This is a genomic window from Amycolatopsis melonis, assembly GCF_040064235.1.
Classification (GTDB): Bacteria; Actinomycetota; Actinomycetes; order Mycobacteriales; family Pseudonocardiaceae; genus Amycolatopsis; species Amycolatopsis melonis.
Genome location: NZ_JBDZYD010000011.1, coordinates 135,054 through 159,781, shown reverse-complemented (window position 1 = coordinate 159,781; position 24,728 = coordinate 135,054). Strand labels below are relative to the sequence as shown.

At 68.0% G+C, this 24,728-nt stretch carries 40 protein-coding genes; all 40 read left to right on the top strand.

Annotation, left to right across the window (positions count from 1 at the left end; genetic code table 11):
- The first annotated feature begins 39 nt into the window (after nt 1-39).
- The 40 genes from ABJI51_RS28530 to rplQ all read left to right on the top strand — a co-directional run bounded on the left by ABJI51_RS28530 (nt 40) and on the right by rplQ (nt 24,726).
- The gene (locus tag ABJI51_RS28530) at nt 40-195 is read left to right on the top strand and encodes a hypothetical protein (RefSeq protein WP_348954119.1); all 156 of its coding nucleotides are present in this window, start codon (nt 40-42) and stop codon (nt 193-195) included.
- A gap of 538 nt (nt 196-733) precedes the next feature.
- Nucleotides 734-1,108, top strand: coding sequence for a 30S ribosomal protein S12 (gene rpsL, locus ABJI51_RS28525; RefSeq protein ID WP_003102113.1), 375 nt, complete (start codon nt 734-736; stop codon nt 1,106-1,108).
- A complete protein-coding gene (gene rpsG, locus ABJI51_RS28520) occupies nt 1,108-1,578 on the top strand; it encodes a 30S ribosomal protein S7 (RefSeq protein ID WP_003102106.1) in 471 nt (156 codons plus the stop codon). The genes rpsL and rpsG overlap by 1 nt, the downstream gene beginning before the upstream one ends.
- A gap of 63 nt (nt 1,579-1,641) precedes the next feature.
- Nucleotides 1,642-3,741, top strand: a complete 2,100-nt coding sequence (fusA, locus tag ABJI51_RS28515) for an elongation factor G (RefSeq protein ID WP_348954118.1) — start codon at nt 1,642-1,644, stop codon at nt 3,739-3,741.
- A gap of 169 nt (nt 3,742-3,910) precedes the next feature.
- Complete coding sequence (gene tuf, locus ABJI51_RS28510) at nt 3,911-5,104, top strand: elongation factor Tu (RefSeq protein ID WP_348954117.1); 1,194 nt, start codon at nt 3,911-3,913, stop codon at nt 5,102-5,104.
- Nucleotides 5,105-5,509: 405 nt separating this feature from the next.
- Entirely contained in the window at nt 5,510-5,815 is a 306-nt protein-coding gene (gene rpsJ / locus ABJI51_RS28505) for a 30S ribosomal protein S10 (RefSeq protein ID WP_003102098.1), read from the top strand.
- A 31-nt stretch (nt 5,816-5,846) separates the two neighbouring features.
- On the top strand, nt 5,847-6,503 hold the full coding sequence (gene rplC, locus ABJI51_RS28500) for a 50S ribosomal protein L3 (protein ID WP_348954116.1): 657 nt from the start codon (nt 5,847-5,849) through the stop codon (nt 6,501-6,503).
- Nucleotides 6,500-7,189 carry a 50S ribosomal protein L4 gene (gene rplD / locus ABJI51_RS28495; RefSeq protein WP_348954115.1) on the top strand — a complete coding sequence of 230 codons (690 nt, stop codon included), beginning with the start codon at nt 6,500-6,502 and terminating at the stop codon, nt 7,187-7,189. Before rplC ends, rplD begins: the two co-directional genes overlap by 4 nt.
- The gene (gene rplW / locus ABJI51_RS28490; RefSeq protein WP_003102087.1) at nt 7,186-7,497 is read left to right on the top strand and encodes a 50S ribosomal protein L23; all 312 of its coding nucleotides are present in this window, start codon (nt 7,186-7,188) and stop codon (nt 7,495-7,497) included. Before rplD ends, rplW begins: the two co-directional genes overlap by 4 nt.
- 15 nt (nt 7,498-7,512) lie before the next feature.
- Nucleotides 7,513-8,346, top strand: coding sequence for a 50S ribosomal protein L2 (gene rplB / locus ABJI51_RS28485; protein WP_348954114.1), 834 nt, complete (start codon nt 7,513-7,515; stop codon nt 8,344-8,346).
- An 18-nt stretch (nt 8,347-8,364) separates the two neighbouring features.
- The gene (rpsS, locus tag ABJI51_RS28480) at nt 8,365-8,646 is read left to right on the top strand and encodes a 30S ribosomal protein S19 (protein ID WP_003102083.1); all 282 of its coding nucleotides are present in this window, start codon (nt 8,365-8,367) and stop codon (nt 8,644-8,646) included.
- Between the two features lie 28 nt (nt 8,647-8,674).
- On the top strand, nt 8,675-9,085 hold the full coding sequence (gene rplV, locus ABJI51_RS28475) for a 50S ribosomal protein L22 (protein WP_072474762.1): 411 nt from the start codon (nt 8,675-8,677) through the stop codon (nt 9,083-9,085).
- Nucleotides 9,085-9,903 carry a 30S ribosomal protein S3 gene (gene rpsC, locus ABJI51_RS28470; RefSeq protein WP_348954113.1) on the top strand — a complete coding sequence of 273 codons (819 nt, stop codon included), beginning with the start codon at nt 9,085-9,087 and terminating at the stop codon, nt 9,901-9,903. Before rplV ends, rpsC begins: the two co-directional genes overlap by 1 nt.
- Nucleotides 9,904-9,906: 3 nt before the next feature.
- On the top strand, nt 9,907-10,326 hold the full coding sequence (gene rplP / locus ABJI51_RS28465; RefSeq protein WP_005166782.1) for a 50S ribosomal protein L16: 420 nt from the start codon (nt 9,907-9,909) through the stop codon (nt 10,324-10,326).
- A complete protein-coding gene (gene rpmC, locus ABJI51_RS28460) occupies nt 10,326-10,574 on the top strand; it encodes a 50S ribosomal protein L29 (protein WP_004558865.1) in 249 nt (82 codons plus the stop codon). The genes rplP and rpmC overlap by 1 nt, the downstream gene beginning before the upstream one ends.
- A complete protein-coding gene (gene rpsQ, locus ABJI51_RS28455; protein WP_285456195.1) occupies nt 10,571-10,849 on the top strand; it encodes a 30S ribosomal protein S17 in 279 nt (92 codons plus the stop codon). Before rpmC ends, rpsQ begins: the two co-directional genes overlap by 4 nt.
- A gap of 76 nt (nt 10,850-10,925) precedes the next feature.
- Nucleotides 10,926-11,294, top strand: coding sequence for a 50S ribosomal protein L14 (gene rplN, locus ABJI51_RS28450; RefSeq protein WP_004558867.1), 369 nt, complete (start codon nt 10,926-10,928; stop codon nt 11,292-11,294).
- The gene (gene rplX, locus ABJI51_RS28445) at nt 11,294-11,608 is read left to right on the top strand and encodes a 50S ribosomal protein L24 (RefSeq protein WP_072474759.1); all 315 of its coding nucleotides are present in this window, start codon (nt 11,294-11,296) and stop codon (nt 11,606-11,608) included. Before rplN ends, rplX begins: the two co-directional genes overlap by 1 nt.
- Complete coding sequence (gene rplE, locus ABJI51_RS28440) at nt 11,608-12,171, top strand: 50S ribosomal protein L5 (RefSeq protein ID WP_348954112.1); 564 nt, start codon at nt 11,608-11,610, stop codon at nt 12,169-12,171. Before rplX ends, rplE begins: the two co-directional genes overlap by 1 nt.
- Nucleotides 12,172-12,175: 4 nt before the next feature.
- The gene (locus ABJI51_RS28435) at nt 12,176-12,361 is read left to right on the top strand and encodes a type Z 30S ribosomal protein S14 (RefSeq protein ID WP_004558870.1); all 186 of its coding nucleotides are present in this window, start codon (nt 12,176-12,178) and stop codon (nt 12,359-12,361) included.
- Between the two features lie 84 nt (nt 12,362-12,445).
- Nucleotides 12,446-12,844: a 30S ribosomal protein S8 gene (rpsH, locus tag ABJI51_RS28430; protein ID WP_285456193.1), complete on the top strand. Its 399-nt coding sequence runs from the start codon at nt 12,446-12,448 to the stop codon at nt 12,842-12,844.
- A 16-nt stretch (nt 12,845-12,860) separates the two neighbouring features.
- The gene (gene rplF / locus ABJI51_RS28425; protein WP_348954111.1) at nt 12,861-13,400 is read left to right on the top strand and encodes a 50S ribosomal protein L6; all 540 of its coding nucleotides are present in this window, start codon (nt 12,861-12,863) and stop codon (nt 13,398-13,400) included.
- A 2-nt stretch (nt 13,401-13,402) separates the two neighbouring features.
- A complete protein-coding gene (rplR, locus tag ABJI51_RS28420) occupies nt 13,403-13,801 on the top strand; it encodes a 50S ribosomal protein L18 (RefSeq protein WP_348954110.1) in 399 nt (132 codons plus the stop codon).
- Between the two features lie 34 nt (nt 13,802-13,835).
- Complete coding sequence (gene rpsE / locus ABJI51_RS28415; RefSeq protein WP_204091695.1) at nt 13,836-14,480, top strand: 30S ribosomal protein S5; 645 nt, start codon at nt 13,836-13,838, stop codon at nt 14,478-14,480.
- A 4-nt stretch (nt 14,481-14,484) separates the two neighbouring features.
- Complete coding sequence (rpmD, locus tag ABJI51_RS28410) at nt 14,485-14,670, top strand: 50S ribosomal protein L30 (protein WP_348954109.1); 186 nt, start codon at nt 14,485-14,487, stop codon at nt 14,668-14,670.
- Complete coding sequence (gene rplO / locus ABJI51_RS28405) at nt 14,667-15,113, top strand: 50S ribosomal protein L15 (RefSeq protein WP_348954108.1); 447 nt, start codon at nt 14,667-14,669, stop codon at nt 15,111-15,113. The genes rpmD and rplO overlap by 4 nt, the downstream gene beginning before the upstream one ends.
- Before the next feature lie 92 nt (nt 15,114-15,205).
- Nucleotides 15,206-15,781: a hypothetical protein gene (locus ABJI51_RS28400; protein ID WP_348954107.1), complete on the top strand. Its 576-nt coding sequence runs from the start codon at nt 15,206-15,208 to the stop codon at nt 15,779-15,781.
- Between the two features lie 310 nt (nt 15,782-16,091).
- Nucleotides 16,092-16,931: a hypothetical protein gene (locus tag ABJI51_RS28395; protein WP_348954106.1), complete on the top strand. Its 840-nt coding sequence runs from the start codon at nt 16,092-16,094 to the stop codon at nt 16,929-16,931.
- Between the two features lie 4 nt (nt 16,932-16,935).
- Nucleotides 16,936-17,559 carry a LysE family translocator gene (locus ABJI51_RS28390; protein ID WP_348954105.1) on the top strand — a complete coding sequence of 208 codons (624 nt, stop codon included), beginning with the start codon at nt 16,936-16,938 and terminating at the stop codon, nt 17,557-17,559.
- 256 nt (nt 17,560-17,815) lie between these two features.
- Entirely contained in the window at nt 17,816-19,123 is a 1,308-nt protein-coding gene (gene secY / locus ABJI51_RS28385; protein WP_348954104.1) for a preprotein translocase subunit SecY, read from the top strand.
- Entirely contained in the window at nt 19,120-19,674 is a 555-nt protein-coding gene (locus ABJI51_RS28380) for an adenylate kinase (RefSeq protein ID WP_348954103.1), read from the top strand. Before secY ends, ABJI51_RS28380 begins: the two co-directional genes overlap by 4 nt.
- 44 nt (nt 19,675-19,718) lie before the next feature.
- Nucleotides 19,719-20,498: a type I methionyl aminopeptidase gene (map, locus tag ABJI51_RS28375; protein ID WP_348954102.1), complete on the top strand. Its 780-nt coding sequence runs from the start codon at nt 19,719-19,721 to the stop codon at nt 20,496-20,498.
- Between the two features lie 258 nt (nt 20,499-20,756).
- Complete coding sequence (gene infA / locus ABJI51_RS28370) at nt 20,757-20,978, top strand: translation initiation factor IF-1 (RefSeq protein ID WP_004558881.1); 222 nt, start codon at nt 20,757-20,759, stop codon at nt 20,976-20,978.
- 37 nt (nt 20,979-21,015) lie between these two features.
- Nucleotides 21,016-21,129: a 50S ribosomal protein L36 gene (gene rpmJ / locus ABJI51_RS28365; RefSeq protein ID WP_004558882.1), complete on the top strand. Its 114-nt coding sequence runs from the start codon at nt 21,016-21,018 to the stop codon at nt 21,127-21,129.
- A gap of 207 nt (nt 21,130-21,336) precedes the next feature.
- Nucleotides 21,337-21,717 (top strand): 30S ribosomal protein S13, encoded by a 381-nt coding sequence (gene rpsM, locus ABJI51_RS28360; RefSeq protein WP_176173264.1) that lies wholly within the window; start codon nt 21,337-21,339, stop codon nt 21,715-21,717.
- On the top strand, nt 21,714-21,899 hold the full coding sequence (locus tag ABJI51_RS28355) for a hypothetical protein (protein WP_348954101.1): 186 nt from the start codon (nt 21,714-21,716) through the stop codon (nt 21,897-21,899). Before rpsM ends, ABJI51_RS28355 begins: the two co-directional genes overlap by 4 nt.
- An 18-nt stretch (nt 21,900-21,917) precedes the next feature.
- Nucleotides 21,918-22,325, top strand: a complete 408-nt coding sequence (gene rpsK, locus ABJI51_RS28350) for a 30S ribosomal protein S11 (protein ID WP_004558885.1) — start codon at nt 21,918-21,920, stop codon at nt 22,323-22,325.
- A 23-nt stretch (nt 22,326-22,348) separates the two neighbouring features.
- Entirely contained in the window at nt 22,349-22,954 is a 606-nt protein-coding gene (gene rpsD / locus ABJI51_RS28345; protein WP_348954100.1) for a 30S ribosomal protein S4, read from the top strand.
- A 105-nt stretch (nt 22,955-23,059) separates the two neighbouring features.
- The gene (locus ABJI51_RS28340) at nt 23,060-24,130 is read left to right on the top strand and encodes a DNA-directed RNA polymerase subunit alpha (protein ID WP_091304679.1); all 1,071 of its coding nucleotides are present in this window, start codon (nt 23,060-23,062) and stop codon (nt 24,128-24,130) included.
- Between the two features lie 41 nt (nt 24,131-24,171).
- On the top strand, nt 24,172-24,726 hold the full coding sequence (rplQ, locus tag ABJI51_RS28335) for a 50S ribosomal protein L17 (RefSeq protein ID WP_348954099.1): 555 nt from the start codon (nt 24,172-24,174) through the stop codon (nt 24,724-24,726).
- The last annotated feature ends 2 nt before the right edge of the window (nt 24,727-24,728 follow it).

Below are 24,728 nucleotides of genomic sequence, written 5' to 3'. Positions count from 1 at the left end.
TGCAAGGGGAAGCAGGGGACGACGCGCCAGGAGTGTGTGATGACCAGCAGCGAAGGGGCCGGACGGCCGGACGAAGAGCCGAAGTCGACGGGCAGCCACGCGGCACCCGAGGGGGCGGGCGTGCACCCGCTCATCGACCTGTCCCGGGACCCCAACCCGGGCAAGCCCGACCACGCCAAGCCCGACGAGGACTGACCCGGCGGCCGCTCGCCCGGCGCCGCGCAAGATCGCTGTGCCGCCGGGTGACCGGACGTCATGAAAGAGTCGTTCACCGCGTCGGACGTCATGAAAGAGTCGTTCATGACGCAGAGGCGCAGGCTCGCCGGCTCACGGCGTCGGCAGCCGGGCGGAACAACGCCGGCCCCGGGAGTGTTGTAACCACCGGCGGCAGCGCAGGAGCCGCCGCGCGCGACCGCACTCCGGAACATCCCCCGGCAGGGCGGTCCGGAGAGGTAGGCTGGAGGTTCGCCGACCTTCAGACCCCCCGCTGCGTCCCTCCCGGACCCGGGCGGGTATCTTTGGAGACCGTGCCCGGCATGCGTCGGGCCGCTCCGCGTGCCGTGCGCATGGGCGGGGTGCTCAGGCACCCGGTCACCGGCTTCGGCAGGTCGGGGTTCCGACGGAAATCCCTCCGGGAAGTTACCGGCCGTCAGGCCGTGACGCGGGCCGACACGCCCGACCGCGGGGGCCGGTGAAGACACGAAGAAGCAGATCACGACAGGAAGCTGGTCCATTGCCCACGATCCAGCAGCTGGTCCGGAAGGGCCGCCAGGACAAGGCTGCCAAGCAGAAGACGGCGGCCCTCAAGGGGAGCCCGCAGCGGCGTGGCGTGTGCACCCGCGTGTACACCACGACCCCCAAGAAGCCGAACTCGGCGCTGCGCAAGGTCGCGCGTGTGAAGCTGACCAGCGGCATCGAGGTCACCGCCTACATCCCCGGTGAGGGCCACAACCTGCAGGAGCACTCGATGGTGCTCGTGCGTGGCGGTCGTGTGAAGGACCTGCCGGGTGTCCGCTACAAGATCATCCGTGGTTCGCTCGACACCCAGGGTGTCAAGAACCGCAAGCAGGCGCGCAGCCGGTACGGCGCGAAGAAGGAGAAGAGCTAATGCCCCGCAAGGGTCCGGCCCCGAAGCGGCCGCTGATCTCCGACCCCGTCTACGCCTCCCCGCTGGTCACCCAGCTGGTGAACAAGGTGCTGAAGGACGGGAAGCGGTCCCTGGCCGAGCGCATCGTGTACGGCGCGCTCGAAGGCGCTCGCGAGAAGACGGGCACCGACCCGGTCGTCACGCTGAAGCGCGCCCTCGACAACGTGAAGCCCACCATCGAGGTGAAGAGCCGCCGCGTCGGTGGTGCCACCTACCAGGTGCCGATCGAGGTCAAGCCGGGCCGCTCCACCACGCTGGCGCTGCGCTGGCTGGTCTCCTTCTCGCAGGCCCGCCGCGAGAAGACGATGATCGAGCGCCTGCAGAACGAGCTCCTCGACGCGTCCAACGGCCTCGGCGCCAGCGTGAAGCGTCGCGAGGACACGCACAAGATGGCCGAGTCCAACCGGGCCTTCGCGCACTACCGCTGGTGATTTCCGCCCGGCATCAGATGCAAGCCATGCCGGGCCCCACGCTTGAGACAGGGGAACATTCTCGTGGCACGTGAAGTGCTGACCGACCTGAACAAGGTCCGCAACATCGGCATCATGGCGCACATCGACGCCGGCAAGACCACCACCACCGAGCGGATCCTGTTCTACACCGGGATCAACTACAAGATCGGCGAAGTCCACGACGGCGCCGCCACCATGGACTGGATGGAGGAGGAGCAGAAGCGGGGTATCACCATCACCTCGGCTGCCACCACCACCTTCTGGGACGACCACCAGATCAACCTGATCGACACCCCCGGGCACGTCGACTTCACCGTCGAGGTGGAGCGCAACCTGCGGGTGCTCGACGGCGCGGTCGCCGTCTTCGACGGCAAGGAGGGCGTCGAGCCGCAGTCCGAGCAGGTCTGGCGGCAGGCGGACAAGTACGACGTCCCGCGCATCTGCTTCGTCAACAAGATGGACAAGCTGGGTGCGGACTTCTACTACACCCTGAAGACCATCGAGGAGCGCCTCGGCGTCAAGCCGCTGGCCATCCAGCTGCCCATCGGCGCCGAGAACGACTTCGAAGGCGTCGTCGACCTGGTCCGCATGAAGGCACTGGTCTGGCGCGGCGAGGTCCAGAAGGGCGAGGACTACACGGTCGAGGACATCCCGGCCGAGCTGGCCGACAAGGCCGCGGAGTACCGCGAGAAGCTGGTCGAGACGGTCTCCGAGACCGACGACTCGCTGATGGAGAAGTTCCTCGAGGGCGAAGAGCTCACCGAGGACGAGATCAAGGCGGGCATCCGCAAGCTGGTCATCACCCGCGAGGCGTTCCCCGTCCTGGCCGGTTCCGCGTTCAAGAACAAGGGCGTGCAGCCCATGCTCGACGCGGTCATCGACTACCTGCCGTCGCCGCTGGACGTCCCGGCCGTCGAGGGCCTGCTGCCCGACGGCGAGACCCCGGCGACCCGGAAGGCGTCGGTCGACGAGCCGTTCGCCGCGCTCGCGTTCAAGATCGCCGCGCACCCGTTCTTCGGCAAGCTGACCTACATCCGGGTGTACTCGGGCAAGGTCGCCGCCGGCGCGCAGGTCATCAACGCGACCAAGGAGCGCAAGGAGCGCATCGGGAAGATCTTCCAGATGCACTCCAACAAGGAGAACCCGGTCGACGACGCCCAGGTCGGTCACATCTACGCGGTCATCGGGCTGAAGGACACCACCACGGGTGACACCCTGGCGGACCCGCAGAACCCGATCGTCCTCGAGTCGATGACCTTCCCCGAGCCGGTCATCCGGGTCGCCATCGAGCCGAAGACGAAGGCCGACCAGGAGAAGCTGTCCCTGGCGATCCAGAAGCTGGCCGAAGAGGACCCGACGTTCCAGGTCAAGCTGGACGAGGAGACCGGTCAGACCATCATCGCCGGCATGGGCGAGCTCCACCTCGAGGTGCTCGTCAACCGGATGAAGTCCGACTACAAGGTCGAGGCGAACATCGGTAAGCCGCAGGTGGCCTACCGGGAGACCGTCCGCAAGACGGTCGACAAGCTCGAGTACACGCACAAGAAGCAGACCGGTGGTTCCGGCCAGTTCGCGAAGGTCATCGTGAAGCTGGAGCCGCTGGAGACGACGGACGGTGCGCTCTACGAGTTCGACAACAAGGTGACCGGTGGCCGCGTGCCGCGGGAGTACATCCCGTCGGTCGACGCGGGCGCCCAGGACGCGATGCAGTACGGCGTGCTGGCCGGCTACCCGCTCGTCGGGTTGAAGTTCACCCTGTTGGACGGTGCATACCACGAGGTCGACTCTTCGGAGATGGCGTTCAAGATCGCCGGTTCCATGGCGATGAAGGAAGCCGCGAAGAAGGCCGGCCCGGTGATCCTGGAGCCGATGATGGCGGTCGAGGTGACCACGCCCGAGGACTACATGGGTGACGTCATCGGTGACCTCAACTCCCGCCGTGGTCAGATCCAGGCCATGGAGGAGCGGTCGGGTACCCGTGTCGTGAAGGCACTGGTTCCGCTGTCGGAGATGTTCGGCTACGTCGGCGACCTGCGGTCCCGCACCCAGGGCCGGGCGAACTACTCCATGGTGTTCGACTCCTACGCCGAGGTTCCCGCGAACGTCGCGAAGGAAATCATCGCGAAGGCGACGGGGGAGTAACTCCCTCCACCGCACGCGGGCATTAAGGGACTCTCCTGAACGTCCGCAGCACCGACGAAGGAATCCGCCGACGTACTCTTTCCCGCGGAGGCGGCGTCAAACACAGCACGGGGCGGCAGCCACGCTGCCCCGTGAGCACAAAGCGAAATCAGTCCAGGAGGACATTCCAGTGGCGAAGGCGAAGTTCGAGCGGAGCAAGCCGCACGTCAACATCGGCACCATCGGTCACGTCGACCACGGCAAGACCACGCTGACCGCGGCGATCACCAAGGTTCTGCACGACGCGTACCCCGAGCTCAACGAGGCGCGGGCGTTCGACCAGATCGACAACGCGCCCGAAGAGAAGCAGCGCGGCATCACGATCAACATCTCGCACGTCGAGTACCAGACCGAGAAGCGTCACTACGCGCACGTCGACGCCCCCGGTCACGCGGACTACATCAAGAACATGATCACCGGTGCCGCCCAGATGGACGGCGCGATCCTGGTGGTCGCCGCGACCGACGGCCCGATGCCGCAGACCCGTGAGCACGTGCTGCTCGCCCGCCAGGTCGGCGTGCCGTACATCGTCGTCGCGCTGAACAAGGCCGACATGGTCGACGACGAGGAGATCCTCGAGCTCGTCGAGCTGGAGGTCCGCGAGCTGCTGTCCTCGCAGGAGTTCCCGGGCGACGACGCCCCGGTCGTGCGCGTGTCGGGCCTCAAGGCCCTCGAGGGCGACGAGAAGTGGGCCCAGGCCGTTCTCGAGCTGATGACCGCCGTCGACGACAACGTGCCGGACCCGGTGCGTGAGCTCGACAAGCCGTTCCTGATGCCGATCGAGGACGTCTTCACCATCACCGGCCGCGGCACCGTCGTGACCGGTCGCGTGGAGCGCGGTCAGGTCAACGTGAACGAAGAGGTCGAGATCGTGGGTATCCGCGAGAAGTCGACCAAGACCACGGTCACCGGTGTCGAGATGTTCCGCAAGCTGCTCGACTCGGGCCAGGCGGGCGACAACGTCGGCCTCCTGCTCCGCGGCATCAAGCGCGAGGACGTCGAGCGCGGCCAGGTCGTCGTGAAGCCGGGCACCACCACCCCGCACACCGACTTCGAGGGCCGGGTCTACATCCTGTCGAAGGACGAGGGTGGCCGTCACACCCCGTTCTTCAACAACTACCGCCCGCAGTTCTACTTCCGCACCACCGACGTGACCGGCGTCGTGACCCTCCCCGAGGGCACCGAGATGGTCATGCCGGGCGACAACACCGACATCTCGGTCCAGCTGATCCAGCCGGTCGCGATGGACGAGGGTCTGCGCTTCGCCATCCGTGAGGGTGGCCGGACCGTCGGCGCGGGCCAGGTCACCAAGATCATCAAGTGATTCGGCGCCCCGGCCCGGGGCAATACACCCCCGGGTTCGGGGCGTCAAATCACGTGTGCGACACTATTCAGGTTGCTCGTCCTGGGGCGGCCGATCCCTTCGAGGTTTCCTCGAGAGGGTCCGGCCGCTCCGGTGCGAGTGGCCACGGTCCGCGGAGCTCTTTCCTTCGGGTGAGGCGAGCGGGCAAGGGCAGTGAGGCGGTCAGCCGGCTCATAGCCTCCTCACGTTGAGGAAGACCAGGCAAGACGACGATCCCGCGGGATCCGTCTGTGCGTCGGGCGCGACACGCCCGACCGCGTGGACCGGGGACAGGGCCGTTGAACTGCGGAAACCCACGCCAGGGTGGAGACACCGGGCCGGGTTTGTGAGATAGCGGCACGAGACGACAAGGAACGAGCAGCCACCATGGCGGGACAGAAGATCCGCATCCGGCTCAAGGCCTACGACCACGAGGCGATCGACACCTCGGCGCGCAAGATCGTGGAGACGGTCACGCGCACCGGCGCCCGGGTTGTCGGGCCGGTGCCGCTGCCCACCGAGAAGAACGTTTACTGCGTCATCCGCTCGCCGCACAAGTACAAGGACTCGCGCGAGCACTTCGAGATGCGCACGCACAAGCGTCTGATCGACATCCTCGACCCGACGCCGAAGACGGTCGACGCGCTCATGCGCATCGACCTGCCGGCGAGCGTCGACGTCAACATCCAGTAAGCGTTGGGCGAGCGGCGGAGATAAGAGACTCATGTCTGACAGGCAAGTGAAGGGCATCCTGGGCACCAAGCTCGGCATGACCCAGGTCTTCGACGAGCAGAACCGGGTTGTCCCGGTCACCGTCGTGAAGGCCGGTCCGAACGTGGTCACCCAGGTTCGGACCCAGGACAAGGACGGCTACGCGGCCGTGCAGCTGGCGTTCGGCGCGGTCGACCCGCGCAAGGTGAACAAGCCGCGCACCGGCCACTTCGACAAGGCGGGCGTGACCCCGCGCCGGTTCCTCGCCGAGCTGCGCACCACCGACGCCGAGACCTACGAGGTCGGCCAGGAGATCACCGCCGAGGTGTTCGCCGCCGGCGTCGAGGTCGACGTGACCGGCACCAGCAAGGGCAAGGGCTACGCGGGTGTCATGAAGCGCCACGGCTTCAAGGGCCAGGGCGCGAGCCACGGTGCCCAGGCCGTGCACCGCAAGCCGGGTTCGATCGGTGGCTGCGCCACCCCCGGCCGCGTCTTCAAGGGCCTGCGCATGGCGGGCCGGATGGGCAACGACCGGGTCACCACGCAGAACCTGACCGTGCACGCCGTGCGTGCCGAGGACGGCCTGCTGCTGATCAAGGGCGCCGTGCCCGGTCCCAAGGGCGGCCTGCTGTTCGTGCGCAGCGCCGCGAAGGGTGGTAACTCCGAATGACAAGCGTCGAGCTGAAGACCCCGGCCGGTAAAGCCGACGGCACGGTCGATCTCCCCGAGGAGATCTTCGACGTGCAGGCCAACGTCGCGCTGATGCACCAGGTCGTGGTGGCCCAGCAGGCCGCCGCGCGCCAGGGCACGCACGACACCAAGACCCGCGGTGAAGTCCGCGGTGGTGGCAAGAAGCCGTACCGGCAGAAGGGCACCGGTCGCGCCCGCCAGGGCTCGACCCGCGCGCCGCAGTTCGCCGGTGGTGGCGTCGTGCACGGCCCCACGCCGCGCGACTACACCCAGCGCACCCCGAAGAAGATGAAGGCCGCCGCCCTGCGTGGCGCCCTCTCCGACCGGGCGCGCGCCGGCCAGCTGCACGTCATCACCGAGCTGGTGACCGGCGAGAAGCCGTCCACCAAGGCCGCCAAGGCCGCCCTCGCCGCCGTCACGGCCGCGAAGCGCGTGCTCGTGGTGCTGCACCGGGACGACGAGCTGAGCTGGGTTTCCCTGCGGAACCTGCCCGAGGTGCACCTGCTCTGGGCCGACCAGCTCAACACCTACGACGTGCTGGTCAACGACGACGTCGTGTTCACCAAGGCCGCGTACGACGCGTTCGTCGCCGGCCCCGTCCGCGGCAAGGCCGTGAAGGCTTCCGCGCGGTCGGGCGAGGTCACGGAAGGGAGTGACGAGAAGTGAGTTCGGTCGCCATTCCGGACCCCCGCGACATCCTGCTCGCGCCGGTCATCTCCGAGAAGTCCTACGGGCTGCTCGAGGACCACAAGTACACGTTCATCGTCCGCCCGGACGCCAACAAGACCCAGATCAAGATCGCGGTCGAGAAGGTGTTCGGCGTCAAGGTGGTCAGCGTCAACACGGCCAACCGCCAGGGCAAGCGGAAGCGGACTCGCGCCGGCTTCGGCAAGCGCAAGGACACCAAGCGCGCCATCGTGACTCTTTCGCCCGAGAGCAAGGCGATCGAGATCTTCGGCGGACCCACCGCGTAAAGGACTGAGCTGACAATGGGCATCCGCAAGTACAAGCCGACGACCCCGGGTCGTCGCGGTTCGAGCGTCTCGGACTTCGCCGAGATCACCCGCTCCACTCCGGAGAAGTCGCTGCTGCGTCCGCTGAGCGGCTCCGGCGGTCGTAACTCGTCCGGCAAGATCACCACCCGGCACAAGGGTGGCGGCCACAAGCGTGCTTACCGCGTCATCGACTTCCGTCGCCACGACAAGGACGGCATCCCGGCCAAGGTCGCGCACATCGAGTACGACCCCAACCGCACCGCGCGCATCGCGCTGCTGCACTACGCCGACGGCGAGAAGCGCTACATCATCGCGCCGGACAAGCTGAAGCAGGGCGACACCGTCGAGAACGGCCCGCGCGCCGACATCAAGCCGGGCAACAACCTGCCGCTGCGCAACATCCCCGTCGGCACCGTGGTGCACGCGATCGAGCTCCGCCCCGGTGGCGGCGCGAAGATGGCGCGCTCCGCCGGCGCCCGCGTCCAGCTGGTCGCGAAGGACGGGCCGTACGCCCAGCTGCGGCTCCCCTCGGGCGAGATCCGCAACGTGGACGTGCGCAACCGCGCCACGGTCGGCGAGGTCGGCAACTCCGAGCACGCCAACATCAACTGGGGCAAGGCGGGCCGTAACCGCTGGCGCGGCAAGCGCCCCACGGTCCGTGGTGTCGTCATGAACCCGGTCGACCACCCGCACGGTGGTGGTGAGGGCAAGACCTCCGGTGGTCGCCACCCGGTCAACCCGAACGGTAAGCCCGAGGGCCGCACGCGTCGCCGCAAGGCGTCCGACGCCCTCATCGTCCGCCGCCGGCGTACCGGCAAGAAGCGCTGAGCAGGGAGGTAGAAGCACATGCCACGCAGCCTTAAGAAGGGCCCGTTCGTGGACGACCACCTGCTCAAGAAGGTGGACGCGCTGAACGAATCGGGCAAGAAGACGGTCATCAAGACCTGGTCCCGCCGCTCCACGATCATCCCGGACTTCCTGGGTCACACGATCGCGGTGCACGACGGCCGCAAGCACGTCCCGGTGTTCGTCACCGAGGCGATGGTGGGTCACAAGCTGGGCGAGTTCGCCCCGACGCGGACCTTCAAGGGCCACATCAAGGACGACCGCAAGTCGCGCCGCCGCTGAGCGGGCACGAGACAGTTAAGGGAAGCAGATGAACGCCCAGTCCAACGCGGCCACGGCAGAGGAACTGCCGACGGCCGTCGCGCGGGCTCGTTTCGTCCGGGACTCGCCGACCAAGGTGCGCCGGGTGATCGAGCTCGTCAAGGGTCGTAGCGTCAGCGAGGCCTTGGCCGTGCTCCGGTTCGCGCCGCAGGCGGCCAGCACCCCGCTCGCGAAGGTCATCGCCAGCGCGGCGGCCAACGCCGAGAACAACCTCCAGCTGGACCCGGAGACGCTCTGGATCAAGTCCGCGACGGCCGACGAGGGCCCGACCCTCAAGCGCATCCGTCCGCGTGCCCAGGGCCGCGCTTACCGGATCCGCAAGCGGACCAGCCACATCACGGTCGTGGTCGAGTCCCGCCCCGCGGAGAAGAAGAGCAACAAGAAGGCAGGTGGCCGGTAGTGGGCCAGAAGATCAACCCGCACGGTTTCCGCCTGGGTATCACCACGGACTGGAAGTCGCGCTGGTACGCCGACAAGCAGTACGCCGAGTACGTGGCCGAGGACGTCAAGATCCGCAAGCTCCTGGCCACCGGCATGGAGCGCGCGGGCATCTCCAAGGTCGAGATCGAGCGCACCCGTGACCGCGTCCGCGTCGACATCCACACCGCCCGGCCGGGCATCGTCATCGGCCGCCGCGGCGCGGAGGCCGACCGCATCCGCGGCGCGCTGGAGAAGCTGACCAAGAAGCAGGTCCAGCTGAACATCCTCGAGGTCAAGAACCCCGAGGCCGACGCTCAGCTCGTCGCCCAGGCGGTCGCGGAGCAGCTGTCCAACCGCGTGGCGTTCCGCCGCGCGATGCGGAAGGCGATCCAGACCTCCATGCGCTCGCCGCAGGTCAAGGGCATCCGCGTGCAGTGCGGTGGCCGTCTCGGCGGTGCCGAGATGTCCCGCTCCGAGCACTACCGCGACGGCCGGGTCCCGCTGCACACGCTGCGCGCCGACATCGACTACGGCTTCTTCGAGGCCAAGACGACCTTCGGCCGCATCGGCGTCAAGGTGTGGATCTACAAGGGTGAGCTGGTCGGTGGCCTGAAGGCCCGCGAGGCCCGCGACGCCGCCGAGCGTGCGCCGCGTCGCGAGCGCAGCGACCGGCCGTCCCGCCCGCGTCGTTCCGGCGCGTCGGGCACGACCGCCACCTCGACCGAAGCCGGCCGTGCCGCCGCTGCCGCCACCGAGGCGGCCCCGGCCACCGAGACCGCAGAAAAGACGGAGGGCTGAGACGTGCTCATCCCGCGCAGGGTCAAGCACCGGAAGCAGCACTCCCCGAAGCGCCACGGCGCCGCCAAGGGTGGCACGAAGGTCAACTTCGGCGAGTACGGCATCCAGGCGCTTGAGCACAGCTACGTGACGAACCGGCAGATCGAGTCCGCTCGTATCGCCATGACCCGTCACATCAAGCGTGGTGGCAAGGTGTGGACGACCATCTACCCGGACCGCCCGCTGACCAAGAAGCCGGCCGAGACCCGGATGGGTTCCGGTAAGGGTTCGCCCGAGTGGTGGATCGCCAACGTGAAGCCGGGCCGCGTCATGTTCGAGATCTCGTTCCCGAACGAGGAGACCGCCCGCGAGGCGCTCCGTCGCGCGATCCACAAGCTGCCCATGAAGTGCCGCATCGTTACCCGTGAAGGTGGTGAGTTCTGATGGCGAAGGCAGGTGCCGCCCAGGCATCGGAGCTGCGTGAGCTCACCGCGGAAGAGCTCGTCCTGCGTCTGAAGGAATACAAGGAGGAGCTGTTCAACCTCCGCTTCCAGATGGCGACCGGGCAGCTCGACAACAACCGCCGTCTGCGCACGGTCCGGACGGACATCGCGCGGATCTACACGGTCATGCGCGAGCGCGAACTCGGCCTGTCCGTTGCCCCCGACGCCGAGAGTGAAGGTGCCGCATGAGCGAGCCCACCACCGAGACGCCGGCCCGGAACGACCGCAAGGTCCGCGAGGGCTACGTCGTCTCGGACAAGATGAACAAGACGATCGTGGTCGAGCTCGAGGACCGCAAGAAGCACCCCCGGTACTCGAAGGTCGTCCGCACCACCTCCAAGGTGAAGGTGCACGACGAGAACAACGAGGCGGGCGTGGGCGACCGGGTCACCCTGATGGAGACCCGCCCGCTGTCGGCGACGAAGCGCTGGCGCCTGGTGCAGATCGTGGAGAAGGCCAAGTAAGCAGGGCTCTCCGGAGTCCTTAGTTCCGCAAGGCTCGCTCGTCGGGCGAGAACCGGCGCGACATACAGGAGTTGACGTGATCCAGCAGGAGTCGCGGCTTCGGGTAGCCGACAACACGGGTGCGAAGGAAATCCTCTGCATCCGCGTTCTCGGTGGCTCAGGGCGGCGCTACGCCGGCATCGGCGACATCATCGTCGCCACCGTGAAGGACGCCATCCCGGCTGCCGGGGTGAAGAAGGGCGACGTCGTCAAGGCCGTCATCGTCCGCACGGTCAAGGAGCGTCGTCGTCCGGACGGTTCCTACATCCGGTTCGACGAGAACGCCGCCGTGCTCATCAAGAACGACAACGAGCCCCGCGGCACCCGCATCTTCGGCCCCGTGGGCCGCGAGCTGCGCGACCGAAAGTTCATGAAGATCATTTCGCTCGCGCCGGAGGTGCTGTGATGAAGGTGAAGAAGGGCGACACGGTCGTCGTCATCGCCGGCAAGGACAAGGGCGCCAAGGGCAAGGTCATCCAGGCTTACCCGGAGCGTCAGCGGGTGCTGGTCGAGGGCGTGAACCGGATCAAGAAGCACACGCGGATCACCCAGACCCAGCGCGGTGCGCAGTCCGGCGGCATCGTCACGCAGGAGGCGCCCATCCACGTCTCGAACGTGATGGTCGTCGACTCGGACGGCAAGCCGACCCGGGTGGGTTACCGCATCGGCGAGGACGGCAAGAAGGTCCGGATCTCGCGCCGGAACGGTAAGGACATCTGATGACCACCGCAGAGAAGATCGCGCCGCGCCTCAAGGTGCGCTACCGCGACGAGATCAAGGGCCAGCTGCAGGCGGAGTTCTCGTTCACCAACGTCCACCAGATCCCGGACGTGGTGAAGGTCGTCGTGAACATGGGTGTCGGCGACGCCGCCCGTGACAGCAAGCTGATCGAGGGCGCGGTCCGCGACCTCGCCGCGATCACCGGCCAGAAGCCGGAGATCCGGAAGGCCCGCAAGTCGATCGCGCAGTTCAAGCTGCGTGAAGGCCAGCCGATCGGCGCGCGCGTCACGCTGCGCGGCGACCGCATGTGGGAGTTCCTCGACCGGCTGCTGACCATCGCGCTGCCGCGTATCCGCGACTTCCGCGGTCTTTCGCCGAAGCAGTTCGACGGCCACGGCAACTACACCTTCGGTCTCAACGAGCAGTCGATGTTCCACGAGATCGACCCCGACTCCATCGACCGCCCGCGCGGCATGGACGTCACCGTCGTCACGACCGCCACGAACGACGACGAGGGCCGGGCGCTGCTGCGCAAGCTCGGCTTCCCGTTCAAGGAGAACTGAGCCGATGGCCAAGAAAGCACTGGTCCACAAGGCCGCGAAGAAGCCGAAGTTCGCCGTGCGCGCCTACACCCGCTGCCAGCGGTGCGGCCGCCCGCACGCCGTGTTCCGCAAGTTCGGGCTCTGCCGGATCTGCCTTCGCGAGATGGCGCACGCGGGCGAGCTGCCCGGCGTCCGCAAGTCCAGCTGGTAAGAGCTTCTAAAAATTCCACTTCGCCACAGGCCCCGCCCGCTCCGGCGGGCGGGGAACCAGGGCGAGAAAGGTTGACAGGTCACCATGACGATGACCGACCCCATCGCAGACTTCTTGACGCGTCTGCGTAACGCGAACTCGGCGTACCACGACGAGGTCAAGCTTCCGCACTCGAAGCTCAAGGCGAACATCGCCGAGATCCTCAAGCGCGAGGGCTACATCGCGGGCTACCACGACGAGCCGGGCGAGAAGCACAAGAACCTCGTCGTCGAGCTCAAGTACGGCCCCAACCGTGAGCGGAGCATCGCCGGCCTGCGGCGCGTCTCCAAGCCCGGTCTGCGGGTCTACGCAAAATCGACCGAACTGCCGTCCGTGCTCGGCGGCCTGGGCATCGCGATCATCTCGACGTCCTCGGGCCTGCAGACCGACCGGCAGGCCAAGCGCAACAGCGTGGGCGGCGAAGTCCTCGCCTACGTCTGGTAAGGAAGGGGGTACAGGCATGTCACGCATCGGAAAGCTGCCGGTCGCCGTCCCTTCCGGGGTCGAGGTGACCATCGACGGTCAGCACATCAAGGTCAAGGGGCCCAAGGGCACCCTGGAGCACACCATCGCCGAGCCGATCACGGTCGAGCGCGACGAGGACGGCTCGCTGCTGGTCAAGCGCCCGGACGACGAGCGCACCAGCAAGGCCCTGCACGGGCTCACCCGGACGCTGGTGAACAACCTCGTCGTGGGTGTGACCGCGGGCTACGAGAAGAAGCTCGAAATCCACGGCGTCGGTTACCGCGTGCAGGCCAAGGGCTCGGACCTCGAGTTCGCCCTCGGCTACTCGCACCCGGTGAAGATCGAGGCTCCGGAAGGCATCACCTTCAAGGTGGAGAGCCCGACCCGGTTCTCGGTGTCCGGCATCGACAAGCAGAAGGTCGGCCAGATTTCGGCGGTCATCCGCCGGCTGCGGCGCCCGGACCCGTACAAGGGCAAGGGCCTGCGGTACGAGGGTGAGAAGATCCGCCGCAAGGTCGGAAAGACGGGTAAGTGATCATGAGCGACACGACTACGAAGCGCAAGCCGGTGGGCAAGGACATCTCGACCCGCCGCCGCGTCGCGAAGGCCCGTCGGCACTTCCGCCTCCGCAAGAAGGTTTCGGGCACGGACCAGCGTCCGCGCCTGGTCGTCAAGCGGTCCTCGCGGCACATCGCCGTGCAGGTCATCGACGACCTCGCCGGCCACACGCTGGCGTCGGCGTCCACCCTCGAGGCGGACGTGCGGGCGCTGGAGGGCGACAAGAAGGCCAAGGCCGCCAAGGTCGGGGAGCTCGTCGCCGCGCGTGCCAAGAACGCCGGGATCTCGGCTGTGGTGTTCGACCGTGGGGGCAACGCCTACCACGGCCGCATCGCCGCGCTCGCCGACGCCGCCCGTGAGGCGGGGTTGGAGTTCTGACGATGCAGAAGCTTGTTAACGGAAGGAAAGCCTGATGCCGGGACGTACACGGCAATTCGGCGGCGGCCAGGGTGGACCCGGCGGGCAGGGCGGCAACGACCGCGGTGACCGTCGCGACCGCCGCGACCGGCGCGACAGCGGCCGTGGCGGGGCGGCCCAGGACAAGACCCCGCACCTCGAGAAGGTCGTGACGATCAACCGCGTCGCCAAGGTCGTCAAGGGTGGTCGTCGCTTCAGCTTCACCGCCCTGGTGGTCGTCGGCGACGGCGACGGTCAGGTCGGCGTCGGCTACGGCAAGGCCAAGGAAGTTCCCGCGGCCATCGCCAAGGGCGTCGAGGAAGCGAAGAAGAACTTCTTCCGCGTTCCCCGCGTCGCCGGCACCATCCCGCACCCGGTCCAGGGTGAGGAGGCCGCCGGTGTGGTGCTGCTCCGTCCGGCGTCGGCCGGTACCGGCGTCATCGCCGGTGGCCCGGTCCGCGCGGTGCTGGAGTGCGCCGGTGTCCACGACGTGCTGTCGAAGTCGCTCGGCTCCGACAACGCGATCAACATCGTGCACGCGACCGTGGCGGCCCTGAAGGGCCTGCAGCGTCCCGAGGAGGTGGCGGCCCGCCGTGGCCTGCCGCTCGAGGACGTCGCTCCGGCCCGGATGCTGCGCCAGCGTGCCGGCCAGGGGGTCTGATCTCATGGCTCAGCTCAAGGTCACCCAGGTCAAGAGCAAGATCGGCACGAAGCACGCTCACCGCGAGTCGCTGCGCACCCTCGGGCTGCGCAAGATCCGCCAGAGCGTCGTGCGTGAAGACACTCCCCAGCTGCGCGGCCTGATCCACACCGTCCGCCACCTGGTGGAGGTCGAGGAGGTCAAGGCATGACGGCCATCAAGATCCACCACCTGCGTCCGGCTCCGGGCGCCAAGCGCGACAAGATCCGCGTGGGCCGTGGTGAGGGTTCGAAGGGCAAGACGGCAGGCCGCGGTACGAAGGGCACCAAGGCCCGGAAGAACGTGCCTGCCCGGTTCGAGGGTGGGCAGATGCCCATCCAGATGCGGCTCCCGAAGCTCCGCGGCTTCAAGAACCGCTTCCGCACCGAGTACCAGCCGGTGAACGTGGGCGACATCGCCCGCGTCTTCCCGGACGGCGGCAAGCTGGGCGCCGAGGAGCTCGTCAAGGCCGGCCTGGTCCGCAAGGGCCAGCTGGTGAAGGTCCTCGGCAACGGCGACGTGAACGGCGTCAAGCTGGACATCACGGCGGACGCGTTCTCGGGTTCCGCCAAGGAGAAGCTCGAGGCGGCCGGCGGTTCGGCCACCACCAACTGAGTGTCTTCTGCTTTCGAAAGGCCCGCCTGGCCCAGCCAGGCGGGCCTTTTCGGCGCTTGTGGCGGTCTCTGCGTGCCGGAAGGATCGTCGGGGTGAACTTCACCGCTCGCCGCGTCCTGAGCCCCGCATTCAGCGCGCTGGCGCTGGCCCTGACGGTCGTGGGCACGTTCCTGCCGTTGTTCCGCACCGAGGAGCCCGCGGGCACGGACTCGTCGTCGGGGACGGCGTACCTGGTCCAGGGCGCCTGGCAGGCAAGCATGTCGGTCCCGGGCCAGGACGAAATCAGCGCACCGACCCCGCCGATCGGCCTCTCCCTCCTGCTGGCCGCGGCGATCCTCCTGGCAGCGATGGTCCTGTCCATCCGCCAGGCGGCGATCGGCAGGCCGGGCGAGGCACCGGGCCGCACAACGCTGGCCGGAGCGGCCTTCCTGGCGGGAGCGGTGTGCACGATCGCGCTGCTGGGCATGGGCCGCGCCCTGACGTCCGGCCGGCTCCGCGCGGAGACGACCCCGCTGGCCGGAACGTGGCTGCTGATCGCGGCGGTTGTGGCGGCTGTGCTGGCCGCGGCGCTGAGATTCGGCAGATCCGGCGCGAAGGCAGGTCCGGCCGACACCGAGACGCCACCGTCTGGAGTCGTGATCACCGTGCTGCCGCCGGAGCACGACTGACCGGTTCCTTGCCGCGACGGGAATCCGGACGGAGGATCACAGGGTGGACAAACCGTCGCAGGACCCCGGACCGCAGCCCGACGCCTCCCCGTTGAACTTCCCGGTGGAGGCCCCGCGGCTCGCGGACACGAGTCCGGCGCCAGGGGAGTCGCCGTTGGCCTTCCCGGTGGAGGCGCCCCGGTCCGCGGAGACGGCCTCGCCGTTGAACTTTCCGGTGGAGGCGCCCCGGCCCGCGGATGCGGGCTCGCTTCGCGGCACTGAGCCAGGGATCGCTCGGCCCGGGGAGACGGCCTCGCCGTTGAGCTTTCCCGTGGAGGCTCCCCGGCCCGCAAGCATCGAGCCACCTCCCGCCGCGAACTCCTTCGCGCCGGAGCCCGCCCAGCCGCCCACTCCCGGCCCGCCACCTCCCGGCGCGCAGTCCTTCCCCGCCAACCCAGCCCTATCCGCGAACGCAGCCCAGCTGCCCTACCCCGTCGCGGAACTGCCGCCCCTGCCCACCGCACCGCCCCAGCACCCCGGCACACCCGCGCCCCCGGCGCCCGAAGCACCCAGACCCGCCGCTCTCCTCCGCTTCGCCCCGCCCGCCCTGCACCTCCTGGCCGCCCTGCTGACCGTCGGCGGCCTCCTCCTACCGCTCTTCCAGGTCGAGGACCGGCTCCGGCAGTTCGTCGACGGTCACCTGGTCGTCACCGAGACCGCCTGGGGCGTCACCATGCAGGTCCCCGGCCAGGAAGCCGTCGAACGGGCCGGGGTGCCCTTCGGGATTCCGCTCGTCGCCGCGGTCGTCCTGCTCGTCGTCGCGGCCGTCGCGGCGCTCTCGCGGCCGGGGCGGGAACTCGGGCGGTGGCTGGTCGGGGCGAGCGCCGTCTTCACCGCCGGGGTCGTCTTCACCGTCGGGATGAACCGGTTCGAACTCACCTTCGCCGGGGACACCGACGGCCTCGACACCGTTACCGCCGCCGGGATGTGGCTGCTGATCGTCGCCACCGTCCTGGCCGCCGTCGCGGCCGTCGTCGCCTACTTGCCGTTCCGGCGGCCCGGCTGGTCCGATCCCTCCCTCGCCTACGCCGACACCCCGACGCCGCCCTCCGGGGTGGCCATCACCGTCCTGCCGCCGGACGACGAGGAGCCCCGGCCGCCGCTACCGTAGAGACGTGTCGTGGCTGCTGGTCTTCTTCGGGGCTTCCGTGCTCATCGCACTTACGCCGGGCGCGAACAACCTGCTCGGCCTCCACAACGGCATGACGCACGGTGTTCGCCGCGGCCTCGCCGGGCTGACCGGGCGGCTGGCCGCCTTCACCCTGCTGATCGCCGCCGTCGCCGCCGGGCTCGGGCAGCTGCTGGCCGCGTCCGAGACCGCGCTGACGATCATCAAGTGGGCCGGCGCCGCCTATCTGCTCTACCTCGGCCTGCGCCTGCTCTGGTCCACCTTCCGGGGGAACACCACCACCCCTGAGCTGCCGTCGGCTCCCACGACCGGGTGGCAGATCACCCGCAAGGAGTTCGGCGTCGCGATCACCAACCCGAAGGCGATCCTGATCTTCACCGCCTTCGTCCCGCAGTTCGCCGACGCAGCTCACGGGCCCTTTCCTGGCCAGATCGCGCTGCTGGGCGCGGTCTACCTGCCCGCCGAGTTCCTCGCCGGCGCCACCTACGTCCTCGCCGGGGCTCTGGTGCGGACGATCAGGCTCTCCGCGCGGGCCCGGCGCACCGTCGACCGGGGGACCGGCGTGGTCTTCGTCGGCCTGGCCGGCGTGCTCGCGACGTCGAACGCCTGATCCACTTCCTGTCAAGGAATACGGCCAACCCGGCGATGTGGATCAACCCGCCGGAGCAACCTTGGTACGGAAAACGCACACGGACTGCGGACACGCCCTGTGAAGCTGTTAGAGTCGGCGACACGCTTCGGGACGAGTGTGCCCCGAAGCGTTCCTGGCTTGCGTGCCAGTAGTGCTGTGTGTTCCCGCCGGTCCCCGTGGCCGGCCAAGCCGATCGTCGGTTAGGACAGCCGACGACGCCGAGGAGGTCCCCCGCGTGCTCAGCGCCTTCCGCTCGGCTCTCGCGACGCCGGATCTACGCAAGAAGATCCTGTTCACGCTAGCCATCGTCGCGGTTTACCGAATCGGTGCGACCATTCCGGCCCCGGGCATCTCGTACGCCGCCGTGCAGGCGTGCGGCGCCCAGGCGCAGCAGGAGGGCGTCTACCAGCTGCTGAACCTGTTCAGCGGTGGTGCGCTGCTGCAGCTGTCGCTCTTCTCGACCGGCATCATGCCGTACATCACGGCGAGCATCATCATCCAGCTGCTCACCGTGGTCATCCCGCGGTTCGAGGAGCTGAAGAAGGAAGGGCAGTCCGGCCAGGGCAAGCTGACCCAGTACACCCGGTACCTGACGATCGCGCTCGCGATCCTGCAGGCCACCGGCGTGGTCGCGCTCGCGGACCGCAAGCAGCTCTTCCCCGACTGCGACCAGCCGATCATCCCGGACAACAGCGTCTACTCGCTGGCCCTGATCGTCATCACCATGACCGCGGGCACCGCCGTCATGATGTGGCTGGGCGAGCTGATCACCGAGCGCGGTGTCGGCAACGGCATGTCCGTCCTGATCTTCCTGAACATCGCCGCGCGCATCCCGGTCGAGGGCGGCAACATCCTCAGCAACGCCGGTGGCGTCGGCCTGGCGATCGTCTGCGTCTTCGGCCTGGTGATCATCGCCAGCGTCATCTTCGTCGAGCAGGGCCAGCGCCGGATCCCGGTGCAGTACGCCAAGCGCATGATCGGCCGCCGGATGTACGGCGGCACGTCGACCTACCTGCCGATCAAGGTGAACCAGGCCGGTGTCATCCCGGTCATCTTCGCCTCGTCGCTGCTGTACCTGCCGGACCTGATCAGCCGTCTCGTCGGCGACCAGAACAGCAACTCCGGCTGGCAGGTGTTCATCCGGAACTACATCGTGAACCAGTCCAGCTGGGTGCACATCGCGCTGTACTTCGGCCTGATCATCTTCTTCACGTACTTCTACATCACGATCACGTTCAACGTGGACGAGCGTGCGGAGGAGATGAAGAAGTTCGGCGGCTTCATCCCGGGCATCCGCCCCGGCCGCCCGACCGCGGAGTACCTGAGCTTCGTGCTGGGCCGGATCACCCTGCCCGGCTCGCTGTACCTGGGCATCATCGCGATCCTCCCGAACTTCTTCCTGTCGGTGACCGGGAGCGGGAACAACCAGAACTTCCCGTTCGGTGGCACGGCTGTGCTGATCATGGTCGGTGTCGGCCTCGACACCGTGAAGCAGATCGAAAGCCAGCTGATGCAGCGCAACTACGAAGGGTTCCTGAAGTGACACGCCTGGTTCTCGTCGGCCCGCCCGGTGCGGGCAAGGGCACACAGGCGGTGGCCCTGTCCGAGCAGCTGCGCATCCCGCACATCTCCACCGGTGACCTGTTCCGCGCGCACGTCGGCCAGGAGACCCCGCTCGGCCAGGAGGCGAAGCGCTACCTGGACTCGGGCGAGCTCGTGCCCGACTCGGTGACCAACGAGATGGTCCGCGAGCGGCTCGCCGAGCCGGACGCGAAGGCGGGCTTCCTGCTCGACGGCTTCCCCCGCAACACCAAGCAGGCGGAGGTCCTCGGCGAGATCCTGAGCGACTCGGACGCCTCGCTCGACGCGGTGATCCAGCTGCAGGTGCCGGAGGACGTCGTCGTCACGCGGCTCATGTCGCGTGGCCGCGCGGACGACACCGAAGAGGTCATCCGCCGCCGTCAGCAGATCTACGTGTCGGACACCGCCCCGCTGCTCGAGTACTACGCCGACATCCTGGTCACCGTCGACGGCGTCGGCAGTGTCGAGGAGATCTCCGGCCGGGTGCTGGAAGCGCTGCGCGACCGCACGTGAACCTCGGAGGACTGCGTGTTCTGCAAGTGCTCCGCCGTGGGCGCATGATCGAAGTCAAGACCCCCGGCGAGCTGCAAGCCATGCGTGCGGCGGGCCTGGTCGTGGCCCGCACGCTCGCGGCCGTCCGCGCCGCGGCGGCCCCGGGCGTCAGCACCGCCGAGCTCGACGAGCTGGCCGAGCAGACGATCCGGGACGCCGGCGCGGTGCCGTCGTTCAAGGGCTACCACGGCTTCCCGGCGTCGATCTGCGCGTCGGTGAACGAGCAGATCGTCCACGGCATCCCGGCGAAGACCCAGGTGCTGGCCGACGGCGACATCATCTCGGTCGACTGCGGGGCGATCCTCGACGGCTGGCACGGCGACTCCGCCGTCACGCTGGCCATCGGCAAGGTCTCCGACGCCGACCTGGCGCTGTCCGCGGCGACCGAGGCGGCGATGTGGGCGGGCATCGAGGCGGTCACCGCCGGCGGCCGGCTCACCGACATCTCCTACGCCGTCCAGTCGGCCGCCGAACGCGCGGGCCGCGACGACGGCGTCGAGTACGGGATGATCGTCGAGTACGGCGGGCACGGCATCGGCCGCCAGATGCACATGGACCCGTTCCTGCCCAACGTCGGCAAGCCGGGCAAGGGCCCGCGGCTGAAGCCGGGCATGGCGCTGGCGATCGAGCCGATGCTGACCGGCGGCGGCGGCGAGACCCGCGAGCTGGACGACGGCTGGACGGTCGTCACGGCCGACGGCTCGCGCGCGGCCCACTGGGAGCACACCGTCGCGATCACCGAAGACGGCCCCTGGGTCCTCACGGCTCCGGAAGACGACGCCTGACCTGCGCTTTCACCCTTTGGTGGCGCAGGCACACGGTGATCTCCTACCATGGTCACCCCCGGTTTGGGGGTCACGACACGGGTTGCGTACACTGTCAAGTCGGCGCACTTATCGCGCCCGGATCCTGCGCGCTCGTGAATTCACGGTCTTGGGACTCGGGCACCAGTGTGCCGGTGCAACACCCAACCCAGCACTAGTGCTCATCGTGATCACACAGTGTAGCGACAGGCGAGTGTCGACCAAGGAAATGCGGAGGACATGGCGAAGAAAGACGGGGCCATCGAGGTCGAAGGCCGCGTAGTCGAGCCGCTCCCCAACGCGATGTTCCGCGTCGAGTTGGAGAACGGTCACAAGGTCCTGGCACACATCAGCGGCAAGATGCGGCAGCACTACATCCGCATCCTGCCGGAGGACAGGGTTGTCGTGGAGCTCTCGCCCTACGACCTCTCTCGTGGTCGCATCGTCTACCGCTACAAGTGATCACGAAGAGCAGCTCACAAGCAGGAGAGCAGAAGACGTGAAGGTCCAGCCGAGCGTCAAGAAGATCTGCGACAAGTGCAAGGTGATCCGCCGTCACGGCCGGATCATGGTGATCTGCGAGAACCTGCGGCACAAGCAGCGGCAGGGCTGATCGCCAAGCACTCGACCAGAGTGGATTGACGGCTTTACCCACCTCCCCGCACCTGCCGGTTCACGCGAGTGAACCGGTTCACCCCCGGACTTCAGGCCGGGGCCGGGACACCCGAAGCGCAAGCCGAGGGCACGACAGGCGAGTCGGTCCCGGAACCGGACGGGGAGCAGACCTGAAGAAGAAACCGAAGAAGGAGCATCAGCGCCCATGGCACGACTCGCTGGCGTGGACCTTCCCCGCGAGAAGCGGGTGGAGATCGCGCTCACCTACATCTACGGCATCGGCCGTACCCGCTCGAAGCAGCTCATCGCGGCTGCCGAGATCAACGCGGACACCCGCGTCAAAGACCTCAGCGATGACGACCTCGCCAAGCTGCGTACGTACATCGAAGAGAACTTCAAGGTCGAGGGTGACCTGCGCCGTGAGGTGAACGCCGACATCCGTCGGAAGATCGAGATCGGGTGCTACGAGGGCCTTCGCTGGCGCCGCGGACTTCCCGTCCGTGGTCAGCGGACCAAGACGAACGCCCGCACCCGCAAGGGTCCGAAGAAGACGGTCGCCGGCAAGAAGAAGGCTGGCAAGAAGTGAGCGTCCAGGGCAAGAAGGTCGTGCGGATGGGCGGCGTCCACCGCCGCGGCTCGGCTTGTGTCTCGCCCAAGGCGCTCTACGCCCGCCCGATGGCGCTCCGCAACCTGTACACCGACGCCGGTTCGATCATCCGGCGCGGTCAGGCCGAAGCGGTTGCCGCTCACCAGAACAACGCGCGCTAACAGGAGAACCCTCAGAACATGCCACCGAAGTCTCGTACCGCGGCGGGGGCCAAGAAGGTCCGCCGCAAGGAAAAGAAGAATGTCGCGCACGGTCACGCGCACATCAAGAGCACCTTCAACAACACCATCGTCTCGATCACGGACCCGACCGGTGCCGTGATCGCGTGGGCGTCGAGTGGTCACGTGGGCTTCAAGGGCTCCCGTAAGTCCACCCCGTTCGCCGCGCAGATGGCCGCCGAGAACGCCGCCCGCAAGGCTGCCGAGCACGGCATGAAGAAGGTCGACGTCTTCGTGAAGGGCCCGGGTTCGGGCCGCGAGACGGCGATCCGCTCGCTGCAGGCGGCCGGCCTCGAGGTCGGCACCATCCAGGACGTGACCCCGCAGCCTCACAACGGCTGCCGCCCGCCCAAGCGGCGCCGGGTCTGAGGAACGGGGAGGAGTAAGAAGAAATGGCTCGTTACACCGGCCCCGCGACGCGTATCTCGCGTCGCCTCAAGGTTGACCTCATCGGCGGCGACCAGGCTTTCGAGCGTCGCCCCTACCCGCCGGGCCAGCACGGCCGCGGGCGCATCAAGGAGTCCGAGTACCTCCTGCAGTCGCAGGAGAAGCAGAAGGCTCGCTACACCTACGGCGTTCTCGAGCGTCAGTTCGTCCGGTACTACAAGGAAGCCGTCCGGCGTCCGGGCAAGACCGGTGAGAACCTGCTGCAGATCCTCGAGTCCCGCCTGGACAACGTGATCTACCGCGCCGGCATCGCCCGCACGCGCCGCCAGGCGCGTCAGCTGGTGAGCCACGGCCACTTCCTGGTCAACGGCCAGAAGGTGAACGTCCCGTCGTTCCAGGTCACCAAGTGGGACATCATCGACGTCCGCCCGAAGTCGATGTCCATGCTGCCGTTCGTGGCGGCGAAGGAGTCCTTCGGCGAGCGTCCGGTCCCGGCCTGGCTGCAGGTCGTGCCGTCGAACCTCCGCGTGCTGGTCCACCAGCTGCCGGAGCGTGCGCAGATCGACGTTCCGGTCCAGGAACAGCTGATCGTCGAGCTCTACTCGAAGTAGTCCGGCATCGTCGGACACAGGGCGGCGGCGCCCACAGTGCGCCGCCGCCGCGCCATCCCTTCGACGTCATATGGCGGGCGTCGTCTGGAAAGGAACTAGGAAGAAATGCTGATTTCCCAGCGGCCGGCTCTCGGCGAAGAGACGGTCAACGAGACCCGCTCCCGGTTCACCATCGAACCGCTGGAGCCCGGCTTCGGCTACACGCTCGGCAACTCGCTGCGGCGCACGCTGCTGTCGTCCATCCCGGGCGCGGCCGTGACGAGCATCCGCATCGACGGCGTGCTGCACGAGTTCACCACCGTTCCGGGGGTGAAGGAAGACGTCACCGACATCATCCTGAACCTCAAGGAGCTCGTGGTCTCCTCGGAAGAGGACGAGCCGGTCACCATGTACCTGCGCAAGCAGGGCCCCGGTGAGGTCACGGCGGCCGACATCGTGCCGCCGGCGGGTGTCACCGTGCACAACCCGGACCTGCACATCGCGTCGCTGAACGGCAAGGGCAAGCTCGAGATCGAGCTCGTCGTCGAGCGCGGCCGCGGTTACGTTCCGGCCCTGCAGAACAAGCAGGCGGGCGCGGAGATCGGCCGGATCCCGGTCGACTCGATCTACTCGCCGGTGCTGAAGGTGACCTACAAGGTCGAGGCCACCCGTGTCGAGCAGCGCACCGACTTCGACAAGCTGATCCTGGACGTCGAGACCAAGCCGTCGATCACGCCGCGCGACGCGGTCGCGTCGGCAGGCAAGACGCTGGTGGAGCTGTTCGGTCTCGCCCGCGAGCTGAACGTCGACGCCGAGGGCATCGAGATCGGCCCGTCGCCGCAGGAGGCGGACACCATCGCCGCCTACGCGATGCCGATCGAGGACCTGGACCTCACCGTCCGGTCGTACAACTGCCTCAAGCGCGAGGGCATCCACACGGTGGGCGAGCTGGTCTCGCGCAGCGAGGCGGACCTGCTCGACATCCGCAACTTCGGCGCCAAGTCGATCGACGAGGTCAAGCTCAAGCTCGTCGGCCTCGGCCTCGCGCTGAAGGACAGCCCGCCCGGGTTCGACCCGACCGCGGCGGCCGCCAGCTACGACGGTGAAGGCTGGTCGGAGGGTGTCGGCAGCATCGCCGACGGGATTTCGGACGGCCACGACGATGGCCAGGACTACGCAGAGACCGAGCAGCTCTGAGGCCGCGTGCCTGGACGCTGTGAGCTGAACGAGGAGAACCAATGCCCACCCCTACCAAGGGAGCCCGGCTCGGCGGGTCGTCCGCGCACGAGCGGCTGATCCTGGCCAACTTGGCCACGCAGCTGTTCGAGCACGGCAAGATCACGACGACCGAGGCGAAGGCGAAGCGGGTCCGTCCGCTGGCCGAGAAGCTGATCACGAAGGCGAAGCGGGGCGACCTGCACAACCGCCGTCAGGTGCAGAAGGTCGTCCGTGACAAGGACGTCCTGCACAAGCTGTTCGCCGAGATCGGTCCGCACTTCGCGGAGCGGGCGGGTGGCTACACCCGGATCACCAAGACGGTGCCGCGCAAGGGCGACAACGCCGCCATGGCCGTCATCGAGCTGGTGGCCGAGAAGACGGTGACTTCGGAAGCCGAGCGCGCTCGCAAGACGAAGTTCGCCAAGGACGAGGCCAAGGCTGCCGCTCCGGCCGCCGAGGAGACCACCTCGACCGAGGAGACCACCGAGGCTCCGGCCGAGGAGGCCAAGGCCGAGGAGACCGCCGCCGAGACCGAGGCTCCGGCTTCGGACGACGCGGACGCCAAGAAGGACTGACG

Bases quoted from the DNA above. Each gene is read 5' to 3' on its own strand.
- ABJI51_RS28530 (WP_348954119.1), top strand. From the start codon at position 40: ATGACCAGCAGCGAAGGGGCCGGACGGCCGGACGAAGAGCCGAAGTCG.
- rpsG (WP_003102106.1), top strand. From the start codon at position 1,108: ATGCCCCGCAAGGGTCCGGCCCCGAAGCGGCCGCTGATCTCCGACCCC.
- rpsJ (WP_003102098.1), top strand. From the start codon at position 5,510: ATGGCGGGACAGAAGATCCGCATCCGGCTCAAGGCCTACGACCACGAG.
- rplC (WP_348954116.1), top strand. From the start codon at position 5,847: ATGTCTGACAGGCAAGTGAAGGGCATCCTGGGCACCAAGCTCGGCATG.
- rplD (WP_348954115.1), top strand. From the start codon at position 6,500: ATGACAAGCGTCGAGCTGAAGACCCCGGCCGGTAAAGCCGACGGCACG.
- rplB (WP_348954114.1), top strand. From the start codon at position 7,513: ATGGGCATCCGCAAGTACAAGCCGACGACCCCGGGTCGTCGCGGTTCG.
- rpsS (WP_003102083.1), top strand. From the start codon at position 8,365: ATGCCACGCAGCCTTAAGAAGGGCCCGTTCGTGGACGACCACCTGCTC.
- rplV (WP_072474762.1), top strand. From the start codon at position 8,675: ATGAACGCCCAGTCCAACGCGGCCACGGCAGAGGAACTGCCGACGGCC.
- rpmC (WP_004558865.1), top strand. From the start codon at position 10,326: ATGGCGAAGGCAGGTGCCGCCCAGGCATCGGAGCTGCGTGAGCTCACC.
- rpsQ (WP_285456195.1), top strand. From the start codon at position 10,571: ATGAGCGAGCCCACCACCGAGACGCCGGCCCGGAACGACCGCAAGGTC.
- rplX (WP_072474759.1), top strand. From the start codon at position 11,294: ATGAAGGTGAAGAAGGGCGACACGGTCGTCGTCATCGCCGGCAAGGAC.
- rplE (WP_348954112.1), top strand. From the start codon at position 11,608: ATGACCACCGCAGAGAAGATCGCGCCGCGCCTCAAGGTGCGCTACCGC.
- ABJI51_RS28435 (WP_004558870.1), top strand. From the start codon at position 12,176: ATGGCCAAGAAAGCACTGGTCCACAAGGCCGCGAAGAAGCCGAAGTTC.
- rpsH (WP_285456193.1), top strand. From the start codon at position 12,446: ATGACGATGACCGACCCCATCGCAGACTTCTTGACGCGTCTGCGTAAC.
- rplF (WP_348954111.1), top strand. From the start codon at position 12,861: ATGTCACGCATCGGAAAGCTGCCGGTCGCCGTCCCTTCCGGGGTCGAG.
- rplR (WP_348954110.1), top strand. From the start codon at position 13,403: ATGAGCGACACGACTACGAAGCGCAAGCCGGTGGGCAAGGACATCTCG.
- rpsE (WP_204091695.1), top strand. From the start codon at position 13,836: ATGCCGGGACGTACACGGCAATTCGGCGGCGGCCAGGGTGGACCCGGC.
- rpmD (WP_348954109.1), top strand. From the start codon at position 14,485: ATGGCTCAGCTCAAGGTCACCCAGGTCAAGAGCAAGATCGGCACGAAG.
- rplO (WP_348954108.1), top strand. From the start codon at position 14,667: ATGACGGCCATCAAGATCCACCACCTGCGTCCGGCTCCGGGCGCCAAG.
- map (WP_348954102.1), top strand. From the start codon at position 19,719: ATGATCGAAGTCAAGACCCCCGGCGAGCTGCAAGCCATGCGTGCGGCG.
- infA (WP_004558881.1), top strand. From the start codon at position 20,757: ATGGCGAAGAAAGACGGGGCCATCGAGGTCGAAGGCCGCGTAGTCGAG.
- rpsM (WP_176173264.1), top strand. From the start codon at position 21,337: ATGGCACGACTCGCTGGCGTGGACCTTCCCCGCGAGAAGCGGGTGGAG.
- rpsK (WP_004558885.1), top strand. From the start codon at position 21,918: ATGCCACCGAAGTCTCGTACCGCGGCGGGGGCCAAGAAGGTCCGCCGC.
- rpsD (WP_348954100.1), top strand. From the start codon at position 22,349: ATGGCTCGTTACACCGGCCCCGCGACGCGTATCTCGCGTCGCCTCAAG.
- ABJI51_RS28340 (WP_091304679.1), top strand. From the start codon at position 23,060: ATGCTGATTTCCCAGCGGCCGGCTCTCGGCGAAGAGACGGTCAACGAG.
- rplQ (WP_348954099.1), top strand. From the start codon at position 24,172: ATGCCCACCCCTACCAAGGGAGCCCGGCTCGGCGGGTCGTCCGCGCAC.